Source organism: Kribbella sp. NPDC023972, assembly GCF_040639075.1.
In the GTDB taxonomy this organism is placed as follows: domain Bacteria; phylum Actinomycetota; class Actinomycetes; order Propionibacteriales; family Kribbellaceae; genus Kribbella.
Genome location: NZ_JBEZZH010000003.1, coordinates 743,373 through 757,795, shown reverse-complemented (window position 1 = coordinate 757,795; position 14,423 = coordinate 743,373). Strand labels below are relative to the sequence as shown.

Annotated in this window: 14 protein-coding genes; 7 read left to right on the top strand and 7 right to left on the bottom strand. The window is 68.7% G+C overall.

Annotated features, from left to right (window positions below; all coding sequences use genetic code 11):
* Positions 1–828: 828 nt before the first annotated feature.
* On the bottom strand, positions 829–2,886 hold the full coding sequence (locus AB0F43_RS16765) for a VWA domain-containing protein (protein ID WP_360476639.1): 2,058 nt from the start codon (positions 2,884–2,886) through the stop codon (positions 829–831).
* A gap of 176 nt (positions 2,887–3,062) precedes the next feature.
* On the opposite strand from AB0F43_RS16765, the gene AB0F43_RS16760 reads away from it, so the two are divergent.
* From AB0F43_RS16760 to AB0F43_RS16735, 6 genes are all read left to right on the top strand, one after another.
* Complete coding sequence (locus tag AB0F43_RS16760; RefSeq protein WP_360476636.1) at positions 3,063–3,716, top strand: DNA-binding protein; 654 nt, start codon at positions 3,063–3,065, stop codon at positions 3,714–3,716.
* 613 nt (positions 3,717–4,329) lie between these two features.
* Positions 4,330–5,202 carry an ABC transporter substrate-binding protein gene (locus AB0F43_RS16755; RefSeq protein WP_360476633.1) on the top strand — a complete coding sequence of 291 codons (873 nt, stop codon included), beginning with the start codon at positions 4,330–4,332 and terminating at the stop codon, positions 5,200–5,202.
* Between the two features lie 33 nt (positions 5,203–5,235).
* On the top strand, positions 5,236–6,003 hold the full coding sequence (locus tag AB0F43_RS16750) for an amino acid ABC transporter permease (protein WP_360476630.1): 768 nt from the start codon (positions 5,236–5,238) through the stop codon (positions 6,001–6,003).
* Complete coding sequence (locus AB0F43_RS16745) at positions 5,987–6,730, top strand: amino acid ABC transporter ATP-binding protein (protein WP_360476627.1); 744 nt, start codon at positions 5,987–5,989, stop codon at positions 6,728–6,730. Before AB0F43_RS16750 ends, AB0F43_RS16745 begins: the two co-directional genes overlap by 17 nt.
* Before the next feature lie 205 nt (positions 6,731–6,935).
* Positions 6,936–7,499: a polysaccharide deacetylase family protein gene (locus AB0F43_RS16740; RefSeq protein WP_360476624.1), complete on the top strand. Its 564-nt coding sequence runs from the start codon at positions 6,936–6,938 to the stop codon at positions 7,497–7,499.
* 119 nt (positions 7,500–7,618) lie between these two features.
* Positions 7,619–8,353, top strand: a complete 735-nt coding sequence (locus AB0F43_RS16735; RefSeq protein WP_360476621.1) for a polysaccharide deacetylase family protein — start codon at positions 7,619–7,621, stop codon at positions 8,351–8,353.
* On the opposite strand, the gene AB0F43_RS16730 is transcribed toward AB0F43_RS16735, so the two are convergent.
* Positions 8,350–9,141: an HAD-IIA family hydrolase gene (locus AB0F43_RS16730; RefSeq protein WP_360476618.1), complete on the bottom strand. Its 792-nt coding sequence runs from the start codon at positions 9,139–9,141 to the stop codon at positions 8,350–8,352. The two genes, AB0F43_RS16735 and AB0F43_RS16730, sit on opposite strands and share 4 nt — an antisense overlap.
* 85 nt (positions 9,142–9,226) lie before the next feature.
* On the opposite strand from AB0F43_RS16730, the gene AB0F43_RS16725 reads away from it, so the two are divergent.
* The gene (locus tag AB0F43_RS16725; protein WP_360476615.1) at positions 9,227–10,444 is read left to right on the top strand and encodes an MFS transporter; all 1,218 of its coding nucleotides are present in this window, start codon (positions 9,227–9,229) and stop codon (positions 10,442–10,444) included.
* On the opposite strand, the gene rpe is transcribed toward AB0F43_RS16725, so the two are convergent.
* From rpe to AB0F43_RS16700, 5 genes are all read right to left on the bottom strand, one after another.
* Positions 10,409–11,074, bottom strand: coding sequence for a ribulose-phosphate 3-epimerase (gene rpe / locus AB0F43_RS16720; RefSeq protein ID WP_360476612.1), 666 nt, complete (start codon positions 11,072–11,074; stop codon positions 10,409–10,411). The two genes, AB0F43_RS16725 and rpe, sit on opposite strands and share 36 nt — an antisense overlap.
* 10 nt (positions 11,075–11,084) lie before the next feature.
* Positions 11,085–11,822 carry a cobalt-precorrin-6A reductase gene (locus tag AB0F43_RS16715; RefSeq protein ID WP_360476609.1) on the bottom strand — a complete coding sequence of 246 codons (738 nt, stop codon included), beginning with the start codon at positions 11,820–11,822 and terminating at the stop codon, positions 11,085–11,087.
* The gene (cobM, locus tag AB0F43_RS16710) at positions 11,819–12,559 is read right to left on the bottom strand and encodes a precorrin-4 C(11)-methyltransferase (RefSeq protein WP_360476607.1); all 741 of its coding nucleotides are present in this window, start codon (positions 12,557–12,559) and stop codon (positions 11,819–11,821) included. Before cobM ends, AB0F43_RS16715 begins: the two co-directional genes overlap by 4 nt.
* 198 nt (positions 12,560–12,757) lie before the next feature.
* On the bottom strand, positions 12,758–13,951 hold the full coding sequence (cbiE, locus tag AB0F43_RS16705; RefSeq protein WP_360476603.1) for a precorrin-6y C5,15-methyltransferase (decarboxylating) subunit CbiE: 1,194 nt from the start codon (positions 13,949–13,951) through the stop codon (positions 12,758–12,760).
* Complete coding sequence (locus AB0F43_RS16700) at positions 13,944–14,324, bottom strand: TIGR03618 family F420-dependent PPOX class oxidoreductase (RefSeq protein WP_360476600.1); 381 nt, start codon at positions 14,322–14,324, stop codon at positions 13,944–13,946. The genes cbiE and AB0F43_RS16700 overlap by 8 nt, the downstream gene beginning before the upstream one ends.
* Between the last annotated feature and the right edge of the window lie 99 nt (positions 14,325–14,423).

Sequence of the window (14,423 nt, the reverse complement as noted above, 5' to 3'; positions counted from 1 at the left end):
GCTGGCGTGTTGCAACCCGCCAGCGATCAAACAACCCGTCATCGGTCGACCAGCACGCGCCGGTATGGGCGGCGTGGCAGCGGGGTGGGCTGTGACTCGCCAGGTTGGTGTGGTGTTCGGCTGGCGGTGAGTGCCAGTTGTACGGCGGTTGGCCGAGGGGAGCTTGGCGTGGAGAAGCACGCGGCCAGCCCCCACAGGCCCGGGCGGGCAAAGCTCGGCTGATGGGGCCAAACCCCGTAGCGGTCAATTGCACGGCGATGACCCCGACGCCAAGCCGTGGTGCCGTCGAACTCATCTCGGGCGTGAATGGGGGCCGACCGGATGGGCCGAGACCGGACCGGCGCCCTGGCTCTGGTGCTGTTGGTTGTACGGCGGCTGACGTTAGAACGTGCCGCGCGCGTGGAAGGCCACGGCGAGCCGAAGCGGTCCGGCCAGGCAAGGCTGCGGCTGGTGACCCGGCTGCGCGGGGTCAGTTAGGCGGCGGCTGACGTGCGGGCGTGCCGTGGGGCGGTCGAACTCGTGGCGAGACTGAGACGGGCGGGCTTGAGACGGGCAGAGTCTGGACCGCGTGGCCCGGACTCCGGTGGGGTGAGTCGGACGGCAGGGGACGTGCGGCCGCGCCGACCGCGGGCTGGACTCGTGGCGTGCGGGAAACCAAGCCCGCTGGGCATGGGCAGAGCCCAGACCGCGTGGCCCGGACTCCGGTGCGGTGAGTCGGACGGCAGCGGACTTGCGGCCGCGCCGACCGCGGGCTGGACTCGTGGCGTGCGGGAAACCGAGCCCACTGGGGATGGGCAGAGCCCGGACCGAGGGGTCCGGGCTCTGGGTTTAGTTGTAGGGCGGTTGTGGGGGTTGGGGGCCGGCTTGGTTTGGGCGGTGGGGTGGGTTTTGGTTGGGGTGGTGCTGGGGGCCGGGGTGCCAGCCGGTGGCGCTTGGTTGGACGATGGCGGGCTTTTTGCGGAGGCGAAGGATTGCTAGGAGCCCGACCAGGAGGAGGGCAACGCCGCCGCCGGAGAGGCCTGCGATGAGGGCGACTGGGGTGGTGTCGTTGGAGTTGGGGTTGCTGCCTTGGACTGGGCCGCCGGCTTGGGGGCCGTTGCCGTTTTCGTTCTCGTTGTTGGTGCCGGACTCGGAGGGGTCGGCGGTGGGGGTCGGGGTGACCGAGGTGCCTGCGACGGGGGTGGCGCCGTCGACGTACTCGGGCTTGCCTGTGCCGGGCGTACCGATCACTGCGACCGTCAGGGTCATCGGGATGGCGAACGCCTTGTCGTTGTCCATGCGGGTCATCGAGACCGCGATGTAGTACTCGCCGGGGATCGACGTACCGGTGTCCTGATTGTTCGGGCCCTCGCGGTTCAGGTAGCGGATCTCCTTGGTGGTGTTCGCCTTGAAGGCGCCGTCCTTGGTCACCACACCTCGCTTTCCGGCGCCCTTCGGGACCTCCTTCGCCAGGACGGCGTACGCTTCCTCGCCGATCGGCGAGATCATGCCCATGTCCAGGTAGCGGATGCCGTTCAGCGCCTTCGCGGTCGCGGCACCGAGCTTCGGGACGGTTACCTGCGCCTGGATCCGCTGGCCCCAGTCCGCCTTCACCTTGTAGAGCTGGACCTCGCCGGGCATCAGCGTCGTCTTGTAGCTGCCCGGAGTGATGAGCGGTGCGTCCGGGAAGCTCGACCCCGGAACGATCTCACGCGGGGTCGAGCCCGTCATCGGCGTCCAGGTCGGGTTGTCGGCCTCCGGCGGCAGGTTTGTGGTCGAGTCGACTGATGGTTCCTCGTCGATGCGCAGTTCGTACGGCACACCCTTCATGGCGCGGAAGTCCTTGCCCGCCGAGACAGTGAGCACCAGTTGGTCGGCGGTCGTGCAGTCCTTCGGGTAGTCCCCGGCCCAGCTCGACGCGGCGCCGGTGGCGATGCCTTGCTCTCCCTCGAAGGCGAGCGGGTAGCTCCAGCCGCACTGCTCCCCGCCGATCGTGCTCATCTTCACCTCGGCCTTGACGACGAAGCTCCCGGCCGCCGGGCGCCGGAAGCTCACGCCGGCCCGCAGCGTCGACTTCGCCATCGTCCGCTTGATCAGGTAGTACTTCGCGGTCTCGTCGTTGCCGAAGGTGTCGGAGTAGTGGCCGGGGGCAACCACGGGCGCGCCTTCCTGCTGCGCGCCGCCCTGGATCGGCGTACCGGAGATCCGGAACGGCCGGAAGGCCCGGGTGGACAGCCGATCCAGCCCCGCCTCGAGGTCGATGGTCGAGTCGGCGTCGTAGTAATCACCGCGGCCCTCGCGGGCGACACACTGCAGCTGGGTGCGCGCCTTGCCGCCGACCCGGAAGCCGACCACGTCGATCTTCAGGTCGATGCCCTGCTTGGCGATCGACCGGGCCACCTCGCACGGGTCCGGTGCGCACGTGGCCTCACCATCCGAGACGAGCACGATCGTGCGCTGGCCGACCGGGCCGAGGTCCTTGGCGGCCTGCTGGAGCGCGTAACCGATCGGGGTCTCGCCGTACGGCTTGTACGTCGCGATCGCGGCTTGCAGCTGCGGCCGGTTGTTCGTCCCGATCGGGACGGTCAGCTGAGTGTCTGTACATGCCCCGGGCTGGCTGCGCTTGAAGACAGTCGCGCCGTACACCCGCAGGCCCACCTCGGCGGCCGCCGGCAGCTTGGTCACCACGCTGGACAGGGCCGTGCGCGCGGCGACGATCTTGGTCTGCCCATCGCCGGCCGGCTCTTTCATCGAGCCGGACGAGTCGAGCACCAGGACCAGCTTGCCGCCGGTCGGGGCGGGGTCGGCCTGGGCATTCCCGGTCGCCAGGCCGGCCAGCAGGGCGGTCAGCGTGATGGCGAGGATCGCCCACACCGCGGGGCGGCGGTGTCGCTGCAAAGCCGTCATCGTTTCCTCCAGTGAGATTCGCTGCCGCAAACACTGCCAGTTTGCAATCGCAAATGTCAAGCCATCTCGGACCGCCTGTGGATCCCTGTGCTTGTGGATACCTGGCTGGAAATTTGCGTTCGCTACTGCGAAGATGTTTGCAGTCGCTACCGGGCGGCGGTCGGAGGATCACGCGAATGGATCAGACAGCGCACAACCTGCAGCAGCAGACGGAACTGTACGGCGAGCCGCTGGGCGAGCTTGTACGCCGACTGACCGGGCCGCTCGGTCTGACCCAAGGTGGCGTGGCACAGGTGATCGGGATGTCCGCGCCGATGTTGTCACAGTTGATGAGCGCCCAGCGGGTGAAGATCGGTAATCCCGCGGTCGTGTCGCGTCTCCAGGCACTCGATGAGCTCGCCCACCTGGCGATGATCGGGGAGATCGACCCGGACGACATCCCGGCGGAGCTCGACGCGATCCGCGGCGCCACTGGTGCGTTCACTCGCTCCACTCCCACCACGCAGTTGGCTGGACCGTCGACCGGGCCGCCTGGTCAGGGCCCGAGTACGCCGACACCGTTCGACAGTCCGCCAACCGTGACACCGAGCACTGCACCACCTCGGGCGCGACTACCGGCCGCCGTGCCGGAGGTTTCCGCATCGCCGTCTGCACGGGCCGTCGTACGCGAGATCCAGGATCTGTTCCGCGCTGTCGCCTCCGCTGACGAGATCCAGCGCGCTGCGAGCACGATCGCCGCCGACTCCCCCGCCCTTGCCGAACTCCTCCTCATCTACGGCACCGGCCGCACCGCCGACGCCCTGGCCCACTACGAACAGCACCACGGCTAGGAGGTCCCGCCCGGCCGACTGCTCTGATCTCACGTAGGCGGCGTTCGACTCCGGGATCGGGAGCCGAACCAAGCCGGCAGTTCTTCAATGAGGCGGGCGGTTGCGCTCGTCAGCTTGGCCGGTCTAGGTCCAGTTGAGCTCGCCGGCACGGCCGATGCAGGCACGGCTGCGCTCGCTGGCACGGGCGCTGCAGACACGGCTGAGCTCGTCAGCATGGCAATGCAGGCACGGCTGCGCTCGCTGGCACGGGCGCTGCAGACACGGCTGAGCTCGTCAGCACGGCAATGCAGGCGCGGCTCGGATCGCTAGTTCGGCGGATGCGGGCACTGTTGAGATCGTCACACGTGTCATGTCCGTCACCCCGGGGGGCTTGCAGGACTGGGAGGTGGGAGCACGTGGTTTTGTGTGGGGGTTGGTGATTCGGATCACGCCGGGGGGCGAGCGTGGGGTGCGCGACAGGGCGCGGATTGGCGGGGGATATCACGGGGTGGGTGGACATTTTGGGGGTGTCTCAATGGGTGTCGGGGTGGAATGGCTGCGGTGGGGGTGGTGTTGGGTTCTGGAGGCGGGGCGATTGGGCCCCGCGTCGGTCAACGGTTGTGAGGAGATACTTGTGCGCGCCTTCAGGGGCTTTCGTCGGGTTGTCGCGGTGGGAGCCGCCGTCACGCTGGCTGTCTCGATGGTTGCCTGCGGCAGCGATGGCGAGTCGGCCGCGAGCGGATCGGATCTCGGGCTGATGAAGGCCGGGACGTTGCGGATCGGGACGCTGACCGACGCGCCGCCGAACGTGTACGTGAAGGACGGCAAGTTCACCGGGTTCGACAACGACCTGATCACCGCGGTGGCGGCGAAGCTCAACCTGAAGCCGGAGTTCGTCGGCACCGACTTCTCCGCGCTGCTGTCGCAGGTCAACGGCGGCCAGTTCGACCTCGGCAGCTCGTCCATCACGGTGACCGAGGCGCGGAAGAAAACGGTTGCCTTCAGCAATGGGTATGACTTCGGCTACCTCGGGCTGAACACCACCAAGAACTCCGGCATCACGAAGTTCGACCAGTTGCAGGGCAAGCGCGTGGTGGTTGTCCAGGGCACGGTCCAGGACGACTACGCGACCCAGCACAACCTCAACCCGGTGCGGGTGCCGAACTACAACGCCGCCCTCGGCCAGTTGAAGGCCGGTACGGCGGATGCGTGGGTCTCACCGGCCGAGATCGGCGAGAAGATGGCCAAGGAGCAGGGCGGCGGCACGGTGATCCTGGCCGCGAAGGAGCTCAGTGACGCGCCGATGGCGTTCGCGGTGGCCAAGAACAACGACAAGCTGCGCGAAGCGGTGAACAAGGCGCTCGACGAGGTCATCGCCGACGGCACCTGGACGAAGCTGGTCGAGCAGTACTACCCGGGTCGCGCCGTACCGCCGAACTTCAAGCCGGGTAGCGGCTCGGTGACGTTCACCGCGCCGAAGGCAGCCGGCACGCCGGCGGCCGGCTGATGGCCGCGGTCCACGACTGGACGACTGACTGAGATGGACATCTGGTCCACGCTGAACGACACCTTCCTCGACTGGGGGTCGATGAAGGAAGTCCTGCCCGAGATGCTCAAGGTGGGACTGGTCAACACCCTCATCCTGGCGGCCGCCTCGGTCGTGCTGGGCACTTTGCTCGGCATGATCGTGGCGGTCCTCGCCCTGTCCCGGAAGCGCTGGCTGCGCTGGCCGGCCAAGGTCTACACCGACATCTTCCGCGGCCTGCCGGCGATCCTGACCATCCTGCTGATCGGGCAGGGCCTGTCGCCGATCACCCGGCACTGGTGGGGTCCGAATCCGTACCCGCTCGGCATTCTGGCCCTGTCACTGATCGCGGCCGCGTACATTTGCGAGATCTTCCGCTCCGGCATCCAGAGCGTGGAGAAAGGCCAGCTCGAGGCGGCTCGCGCGCTCGGGTTCACCTACACCGCCGGGATGCGGCTGGTCGTCATTCCGCAAGGAGTACGACGGGTGTTGCCGGCGCTGGTGAATCAGTTCATCGCGCTGGTGAAGGAGTCGAGCCTGGTCTACTTCCTCGGCCTGCTCGCCAGCCAGCGCGAGCTGTTCCGGATCGGGCAGGACGCGGCGGCGACGAACGGCAACCTGTCGCCGTTGCTGCTGGCCGGCATCTTCTACCTGGTGATCACGGTGCCGCTGACCCACCTGGTGAACTACTTCGACAAGCGGCTGCGGGAGGGCCGCCCGACCGACGAGGGCCGGGCGGACGACGTCGTACGGGAGGAGCTTGCTCATGCAGACCACCGTTGAGGCGGCGGCGAGTCTCGACGTCGAAGGGATCGAGTTGGCGTTCGGCAGCAACAAGGTGCTGCGCGGCGTCGATCTCGCCGTACCGGCCGGGCGTACGGCGTGTGTCATCGGACCGTCCGGGTCCGGGAAGTCGACGTTGCTTCGGGCAATCAACCGGCTGCTCGAACCGGACGCCGGGGACATCCGGCTGGCCGGTGAGTCTGTGCTGAAGAGCAATCCGGACGAGCTGCGGCGGCGGATCGGGATGGTGTTCCAGCACTTCAACCTGTTCCCGCACAAGTCCGTGCTGGACAACATCACGCTGCCGCTGCGCAAGATCAAGAAACTCGGGCCGGACGAGGCGCGGGCGGCGGCGCTGGAGCAGCTGGAGCTCGTCGGCCTCGTGAACAAGGCGCCGGCCCGGCCGGGGAACCTGTCCGGCGGGCAGCAGCAACGGGTCGCGATCGCGCGGGCGCTGGCGATGAAGCCCGAGGTGATGCTGTTCGACGAGGCGACGTCGGCCCTCGACCCTGAGCTGGTGAAGGGCGTGCTCGGGTTGATGGCGGAGCTTGCCCAGGCCGGTATGACGATGGTTGTGGTCACCCACGAGATGGGGTTCGCGCGCGAGGTCGCGGACCAGGTCGCGTTCATGGATCACGGTGTCGTGGTGGAGTCCGGCGTACCGGAGCAGGTCTTCACGGCGGCGGAGTCGCCACGGCTGCAGCAGTTCCTCTCCCAGGTGCTCTGAACCTCTCGCGCAAATGGTTGCTGAGGGCCACTATGGAAGACAGGCCCGGCACCGGGTCGACCATGGCTGGGGAATGGTTTGATGAGAGATCTTCGTTTGCCGGCCCGGGCTCCCTGGTCGGGCCGGCTGACCTCGTCAGTGCTTGCCATCGGGTTGAGCGCCGCGCCACCAGGTGCCAACGGGTCGGCGGCCGCGACTTCAGCCGATGCGGTGGATGCGAGCCAAGCCGGAGGTGCGGGCGCGAGCCGAGGTGGATGCGAGCCAAGCGGTGGATGCGAGCCAAGCGATGGGTGCGGAAGCGAGCCAAGCGATGGGTGCGGAAGCGAGCCAAGCGATGGGTGCGGAAGCGAGCGAAGCGATGGGGGCGGACGCTGGCCAAGCGGCGGCGGAGGCGAGCTACGCGGCGGATGGCCGTGCTGTGAAGTGGGTGTACCTGACGTTTGATGACGGCCCCAGTCGGCGGTACACGGCGCAGGTTCTCAAGATTCTTCAGACCTACAAAGTGCGGGCGACCTTCTTCGTGGTCGGGCAGAACGTCAAGCGGCACCCCGCGCTGGTCCGCCGAGCCGACCAGCGCGGCCACAGCGTGCAGAGCCACACCTGGTCGCACCCGAACCTCACCAAGGTCAACTGGTCGACCTTCAAGTATCAGAGCCGGGCCACGGACCGGTACGTCCGTGCGCAAACCGGCTACACCCCGCGCTGCCCGCGGCCGCCGTACGGCGCGACGAACAGGGGCTACGTCTTCTACCCCCTGTGGTGCCGGTAGGGACGCGTCCGGTATCCGTGGATTGTTGACGCGGCAGCGGCGTGGGTCCTCGCTTTGCGGCGGATCGTGCCGATCGTGGACGGGTGAGGAAGTGAGCCCACCACCGCCTTGGGGGACACATGGCTGTGACACGCAGTGGCAACCGCATGGTCGGCCTGGCGATGATGATGGTGGTCAGCGCCGTGATCGGCACAATCGTGGTCGCGGCTGCGCGCACGCCCAGCACGCCGGCGTCAAGCCCGCCGGCCGCGGCAGCGGCAGCAGCACCGGCCCCGCAGCAGGTGGCGCTCCCGGCCAAGTACGTCGTCCTGACCTTCGACGACGGGCCCGATCCGACGTACACCCCACAGATCCTCGACGTGCTCGCGAAGTACGGCGCGAAGGCGACATTCTTCGAGCTCGGCCAGAAGGTGGCGAAGCATCCGGCGCTGACCAAGCGGATCCACGACGCCGGGCACAGCGTGCAGAACCACACCTGGACCCACGCGGATCTCCGGACGCTGTCCGCGCGGTCGTTCAACCAGCAGCTCCAGTCCACGGACCGCTCGATCAGCGCTCAGACCGGCGTGCTCCCGCGCTGCCTCAGACCGCCGTACGGCGCGATGAACAGGGTCGTCACCACGCGAGCGAAGGCCCTCGGCAAGGATCTGGTCGTCTGGGATGTCGACTCGCGCGACTGGACCAAGCCTGGCACCGCGGCGATCGTGAAACGAGTGCTTGCCGGCGTACACAACGGCTCAGTCATCCTGATGCATGACGGCGGCGGCAACCGCAGTCAGACGGTCGCAGCGCTGCCCACGATCCTCAAGACGCTCAAGGCCCGCGGATACGGGTTCCGGACGGTCACCTGCTAGCCGAGCGCCTCGACCAGCGGTACGACGTCCGCGATCGACTCCACGATGCGGGTAGGGCGGTACGGGAAGCGGTCGACCTCGTGCTCGCCGGTGGAGCCGGTCAGGACGAGGACGCTGCGCAGGCCGGCTTCGAGACCGCTGATGATGTCGGTGTCCATCCGGTCGCCGATCATCACCGTGGTCTCGGAGTGCGCCTCGATCCGGTTCAGCGCGCTACGCATCATCAGCGGGTTGGGTTTGCCGACGAAGTACGGCGCGACGCCCGTGGCGCGGGTGATCAGCGCGGCCACCGAACCGGTCGCGGGCAACGGCCCCTCGGCCGATGGCCCGGTCGGGTCCGGGTTGGTGGCGAGGAACCGGGCACCGTCGGAGATCAACCGGATCGCCTTGGTGATCGCCTCGAACGAGTAGGTGCGGGTCTCCCCCAGGACGACGTAGTCCGGCGCCCGCTCGGTGAGCACGTACCCGATCTCGTGCAACGCGGTGGTCAGGCCGGCCTCGCCGATCACGTACGCCGTACCACCCGGGCGCTGGTCGTCGAGGAACTGAGCGGTGGCCAGCGCACTGGTCCAGATCGCGGCCTCGGGGACATCGATGCCACCGGCAAGTAATCGGGCGCGCAGGTCGCGGGGCGTGAAGATCGAGTTGTTGGTCAGCACCAGGAACTTCTTCCCGGATTTCTGCAGCGAGGCGATGAATTCGCCGGCTCCCGGGATGGCGCGTTCCTCGCGCACCAGCACGCCGTCCATGTCCGTCAGCCAGCTGTCCACCGGCTTGTGCTCGGTCATCCACACACTCCTGGCTCGCCGAAGCTGACCGGCCCATCGTAGCGAGCGCTCGAAACTGTCGGTGGCGGGCGTGAGAATGCGGTCCATGGAGCTTTCCGGATACCGCGAGCTGTGGCGCACGCGCGGCGTGATGGCGCTGCTGGCCGCGTCGCTGCTGGCGCGGTTGCCAGTGCTGGCCACGATGGTGCCGATCGCGTTCCTGGCCAAGGACCTCGGCGGGTCGTTCCGTTGGGCCGGAATCGTCGCGGGTGCGTACTCGGTGGGCATGGCGATCGCAGGTCCGCTCTGGGCCCGGACAGCCGATCGCCGCGGCGCCCGTGGGGTGCTGCTGGTCACCGGGATGTCGTGGAGCGTGGCGCTCGCTGTCCTGGCCGCTATCCCATCGGGGCTCTACCGCCTGATGCCCCTACTGACCTTCCTCGCCGGCGCGCTCGTCCCACCGGTGATGCAGACCCTGCGCGCAGCCTGGCCTCGCGTAGTTCACGGGCCTGCGCTGCGGACGGCGTACGCGGTGGATGCGACCGCGCAGGAGTTGCTGTTCATGGTCGGCCCGATGCTCGGGGCAACGGCTGTGAGCGTCGCGAGCCCGCGGCTGGGCGTGCTGCTCGCGGCCGCGATGTCTGCCGCCTTCATCTGGTGGTACGCGCTGCAGCAACCCGGGCCGCTCGACCACGATCACGCGAGTGGGCCGCGACTGACCGCGCGACAACTGCTGTGGCACCGCTATCGCCTGCCGCTGATCCTGTCCTTCGGTCTCTGGGTGATGGCGTTCAACGGCGTCTCGCTGGGCATCGTCGCGTTCGCGGACGAGCATGGTGAGCGGTTGATCGCAGGCATCCTGGAGGCGGTCTGGGCGTTCGGCAGTCTCGTCGGCGGCGCGGTGGCCGGCGCGTTGCCCGGCCGGCGTACGTCGTACCTGTGGCGGCGAGCGGCTCTGGTCACGGCCGGGATGCTGCTGTGTGTCTTCGCGACCTGGTCGCCGGTGGCGCTCGGTGTCGCGCTGGCCGTGTCGGGTTTGACGCTCGCGCCTGCGATCGGTGCCTTGTACGAGCGTCTTGGCGCGCTCACGCCGGACACGGTCCGCACCGAGGTGTTCGGCTGGATGGGGAGCGCCGCGATGGGTGGAGCCGCAATCGGAGCCGCGATATCAGGCGCGATCGTGGAAAGCTTCGGCGTGCGGTACGTCTGGCTGCTGGCCGCCGTACTCGCGGCCGCGTCGCTGGTGCTGCTCGTGCGGATCCCGCCGGAGCAACAGACTGAGCCGTCCCTACCTGCCGGCGGACTGCTCGGCGAGAGTCCGTAGCTGCTCGATCATGGCGTTCGGGTCGTCCGCGGCGTACACGGCAGAGCCGGCGACGAAGACGTCGGCGCCTGCGTCGGCGCAGCGCTCGATGGTGTCGACCGAGACTCCACCGTCGATCTGGACCCAGAGGTCGAGGCCGTGCTTGTCGAGCAACTGGCGGGTTCGGCGGATCTTCGGCACACAGACGTCGAGGAACTTCTGGCCGCCGAAACCCGGCTCGACGGTCATGATCAGGATCATGTCGAGCTCGGGCAGCAGGTCCTCGTACGGCTCGATCGGGGTGGCCGGCCTGAGCGCCATCGCAGCGCGGGCGCCCTTGGCCCGGATCTCCCGGGCGGTACGGATCGGAGCGCGGCACGCCTCGACGTGGAAGGTGACACTCGAGGCGCCGGCCTCGACGTACCCGGGGGCCCAGCGGTCCGCGTCCTCGATCATCAGGTGGCAGTCCAGCGGGGTGTCGGTCGCCTTTGCCAGGGACTCGACCACCGGCATACCGAGAGTGAGGTTCGGCACGAAGTGGTTGTCCATCACGTCGACATGCAGCCAGTCGGCGTTCGACACGGCGGCCGCCTCGTCGGCCAGCCGGGCGAAGTCGGCGGTCAGGATGCTCGGCGCGATCTGAATCCCCATGGGCGTCAATCTACCGGGGGTCCTGATGGGTCTTGAGCCAGGTGAGGACGTCGGTGGTGGTCTGGGCAGTCGTGACGCCTGCCGGAAGTGGAGGGCGTTCGATCAGCACCACCGGAAGGTGCAGCCGGCGGGCGGCCTCGAGTTTGGCCGCGGTCATCGAACCGCCGCTGTTCTTCGTCACGAGTACGTCGATCTGGTGCTGCCGCATCAAGGCCAGCTCACCGGACACGTCGTACGGGCCGCGGTCGAGGATCAGCGTGCACCAGGTGGGCCGAGGGTTTGGTGCGTCGACGCAGCGGGCCAGCATCCACAGCCCGGCGTCCGCGAACGCGTTCAACCCCTGACGACCGGTAGTCAGGAACGCGCGGGTGCCGAGGGTCGGCAGCATTTTCGCAGCCGCCGTCGCGGTGTCGGCCCAATGCCAGTTGTCGCCCGGGACCGGGGTCCAGCCGGGGCGGCGGAGGACCAGGAGCGGGATGTCGAGCCCACCAGCAGCGGCGACGGCGTGCTCGGTCATCGTGGCCGCGAACGGATGAGTTGCGTCGACAACCGCGTCGACCGAGTTGTCCCGCAGCCAGTCGGCCAAGCCCTCAGCGCCACCGAAGCCACCCTGACGTACCTCCCCGACGGGCAGACGAGCGTCGGTCGTCCGGCCGGCTAGCGACGACACCACCTCAAACCCGGCCGCCACCAACGTCCGGGCGAGCGAGCGTGCCTCGCCGGTACCGCCGAGCAGGAGGATCTTCATCGGGCCCGCGTGGTCGAGTACAGATGGCTGTCGCGGAAGGCGGTCGCCGAGAGCACCTTGCCGACGATGATGACCGCCGTACGGCGGATGTCCGCGGCCCGCACCCGGTCGGCGACATCGGCGAGCGTGCCACGCAGGACCACCTCGTCGTCGCGGGACGCCCGCGCGACCACGGCCACCGGGCAATCGGCACCGTAGGCAGGCGTGAGCTCCTCGACCACCCGGTCGATCACCTGGACGGCGAGGTGCAGCACCATCGTGGCCCGACTCGCGCCGAGGGTCGCCAGGTCCTCGCCGGGCGGCATCGCGGACGCCCGTCCCGCGATCCGGGTGAGGATGACCGTCTGGCCGACCTCGGGGACGGTCAACTCCCGACCGAGGGTGGCGGCGGCCGCGGCGTACGCGGGGACGCCGGGTGTCACGTCGTACGGGATGCCGAGGTCGTCGAGGCGGCGCATCTGCTCGGCCATCGCGCTGAACACCGAGGGGTCGCCGGAGTGCAGCCGGGCGACATCGAGACCTTCGGCGTGGGCGGCGGCGAGTTCGGCGATGATCTCGTCAAGGTCGAGGGACGCGGTGTCGACCGTGCGGGCGCCGGGTGGGCAGTGGTCGAGGAGCTCGACGGGGACGAGTGCGCCGGCGTACAGGCAGACCGGCGAGGCCGCGATCAGGTCGCGGCCGCGGACGGTGATCAGGTCGGCGGCGCCCGGGCCTGCTCCGATGAAATGCACGGTCACGGGGCCTCCCGGTCTGGACTGAGGAGCGAAGCGACGAGGGAAGACCGGGAGCCAAAGCCCCGTGACTGGCCGCGCGGCAGCGCGGCATTCAATACCGTCACGGGGCCTCCCGGTCTGGACTGAGGAGCGAAGCGACGAGGGAAGACCGGGAGCCAAAGCCCCGTGACCGGCCGCGCGGCAGCGCGGCATGCAATAACGTCACTTCGTCACGCTCCAGATCGTCACGGGCATGGCTGGACGCCAGCCGGTCATGGTGCCGACCGCCGAGGCGCGCTGGACGTCGAGACGGATGAGGTCGCCGCCGAGGTCGCCGTACCAGCGAGCGATCAGGGCCTCCGTCTCCAGCGTCACGCCGTTCAGCACCAGTCGGCCGCCGGGGGCCAGGGCGTTCCAGCAGGTCTCGACCATGCCGGGAGCCGTCGCTCCCCCGCCGATGAAGACCGCATCCGGGGTCTCGAGGCCGTCCAGCGCGGCAGGAGCCTTGCCCAGGATGGTCCTTACGGTCACCCCCAGGGCAGACGCGTTGCGGTCGAGGCGCTTGGACCGGTCTGGGTCGCGCTCGATGGCGATGGCCCGGCAGGTGGGGTGGTGGCGTGACCACTCGATCGCGATACTGCCGGCACCACCGCCGACGTCCCACAGCAGCTGGCCTGGCACCGGTGCGAGCCGCGAGAGAGTCACCGCCCGCACCTCGCGCTTGGTGAGCTGCCCGTCGTTCTCGTACGCGTCATCCGGCAGCCCTGGAACAGTGGGGAGCAGAGGAGCGTCGTCCTGGCACAGCACACCTATCACGTTGAGCGCGTCGACTTCGCCGGACCACGACGCGGCTGACGCAGTCCGCACGCGCTCCGATGGTCCGCCAAGCTGCTCGAGTACGGTCACCACGCTAGCGCCGTAGCCTCGCGCCACGAGCAGCTCGGCAACCTCAGCGGGCGTGTGTGCGCCCCAGCTCAACACCAGGAGCCGACGCCCCGGCTGGACGTGCGGGTGCACCAACTCCACCTGCCGCCCGACCAGACTGACCACCTGCACCTCGTCCTGCGGCCACCCCAGCCGTGCACAGGCCAGCGACACACTCGACGGGTGTGGAATGACCCGTACGGCGTCCGCGCCGAGCAAGCGCGTCAGCGTTGTACCGATGCCGTGGAAGGTCGGGTCACCACTGGCCAGCACGCACACCCGTCGTCCACGGTGCTCGTTCAGCAAGCCGGGCAATGCTTCTGACAGTGGAGAGGGCCAGGCAACCTGCTTGGCGTCTCCAGGGGGTACTAGCGCCAACTGCCTCGTGCTGCCCATCAGCACCTCTGCTGCCGAGACAGCACTCCGCGCAGCAGGTGAGAGCCCGTCCCACCCGTCTGCACCGATCCCCACGACCGTCACTGGCTCAGGCATTGCCGAGCACCTTCGTCACGGTGATCTCGATGACCACTCGCCGGGGATTGGCTCGCGGCTCCCTGTAGCGCTTGGCATACCGCCGTACGGCGTCCTGTACGCGCTCTGGGTCGTCGCTGACCACTGCACGACCCTCCAGCGTCGACCACCGTCGCCCGTCGACCTGTGTCACCGCCACCGCGGCAGACCCGGCCTTACGGATCGTCCGCGCCTTGTGCGACGTACTCGAGCAGATCACCCGCGCGATACCCGCCTCGGCATCCCAGGTCGCCCCGACCGGCGTCGCGTGCACTGTCCCGTCCGCACGGACGGTGCTCAGCACACACAGATGCCGCTCGGTCCAGAACTCCACCAGTCCATCACTCCAAGGCACCCCGCGATGGTAGACAGAGCGGCCCGCCTGGTGGTCGAGCGGGCCGCCGGGAACCCTCAGCCGACGAGGACTGCCATAGACTTTCAGAAGATTGTGAAT

Coding starts and splice junctions, on each gene's coding strand:
- AB0F43_RS16765 (WP_360476639.1), bottom strand. CDS start 2,886: ATGACGGCTTTGCAGCGACACCGCCGCCCCGCGGTGTGGGCGATCCTC.
- AB0F43_RS16760 (WP_360476636.1), top strand. CDS start 3,063: ATGGATCAGACAGCGCACAACCTGCAGCAGCAGACGGAACTGTACGGC.
- AB0F43_RS16750 (WP_360476630.1), top strand. CDS start 5,236: ATGGACATCTGGTCCACGCTGAACGACACCTTCCTCGACTGGGGGTCG.
- AB0F43_RS16745 (WP_360476627.1), top strand. CDS start 5,987: ATGCAGACCACCGTTGAGGCGGCGGCGAGTCTCGACGTCGAAGGGATC.
- AB0F43_RS16740 (WP_360476624.1), top strand. CDS start 6,936: ATGCGGTGGATGCGAGCCAAGCCGGAGGTGCGGGCGCGAGCCGAGGTG.
- AB0F43_RS16735 (WP_360476621.1), top strand. CDS start 7,619: ATGGCTGTGACACGCAGTGGCAACCGCATGGTCGGCCTGGCGATGATG.
- AB0F43_RS16730 (WP_360476618.1), bottom strand. CDS start 9,141: ATGACCGAGCACAAGCCGGTGGACAGCTGGCTGACGGACATGGACGGC.
- AB0F43_RS16725 (WP_360476615.1), top strand. CDS start 9,227: ATGGAGCTTTCCGGATACCGCGAGCTGTGGCGCACGCGCGGCGTGATG.
- rpe (WP_360476612.1), bottom strand. CDS start 11,074: ATGGGGATTCAGATCGCGCCGAGCATCCTGACCGCCGACTTCGCCCGG.
- AB0F43_RS16715 (WP_360476609.1), bottom strand. CDS start 11,822: ATGAAGATCCTCCTGCTCGGCGGTACCGGCGAGGCACGCTCGCTCGCC.
- cbiE (WP_360476603.1), bottom strand. CDS start 13,951: ATGCCTGAGCCAGTGACGGTCGTGGGGATCGGTGCAGACGGGTGGGAC.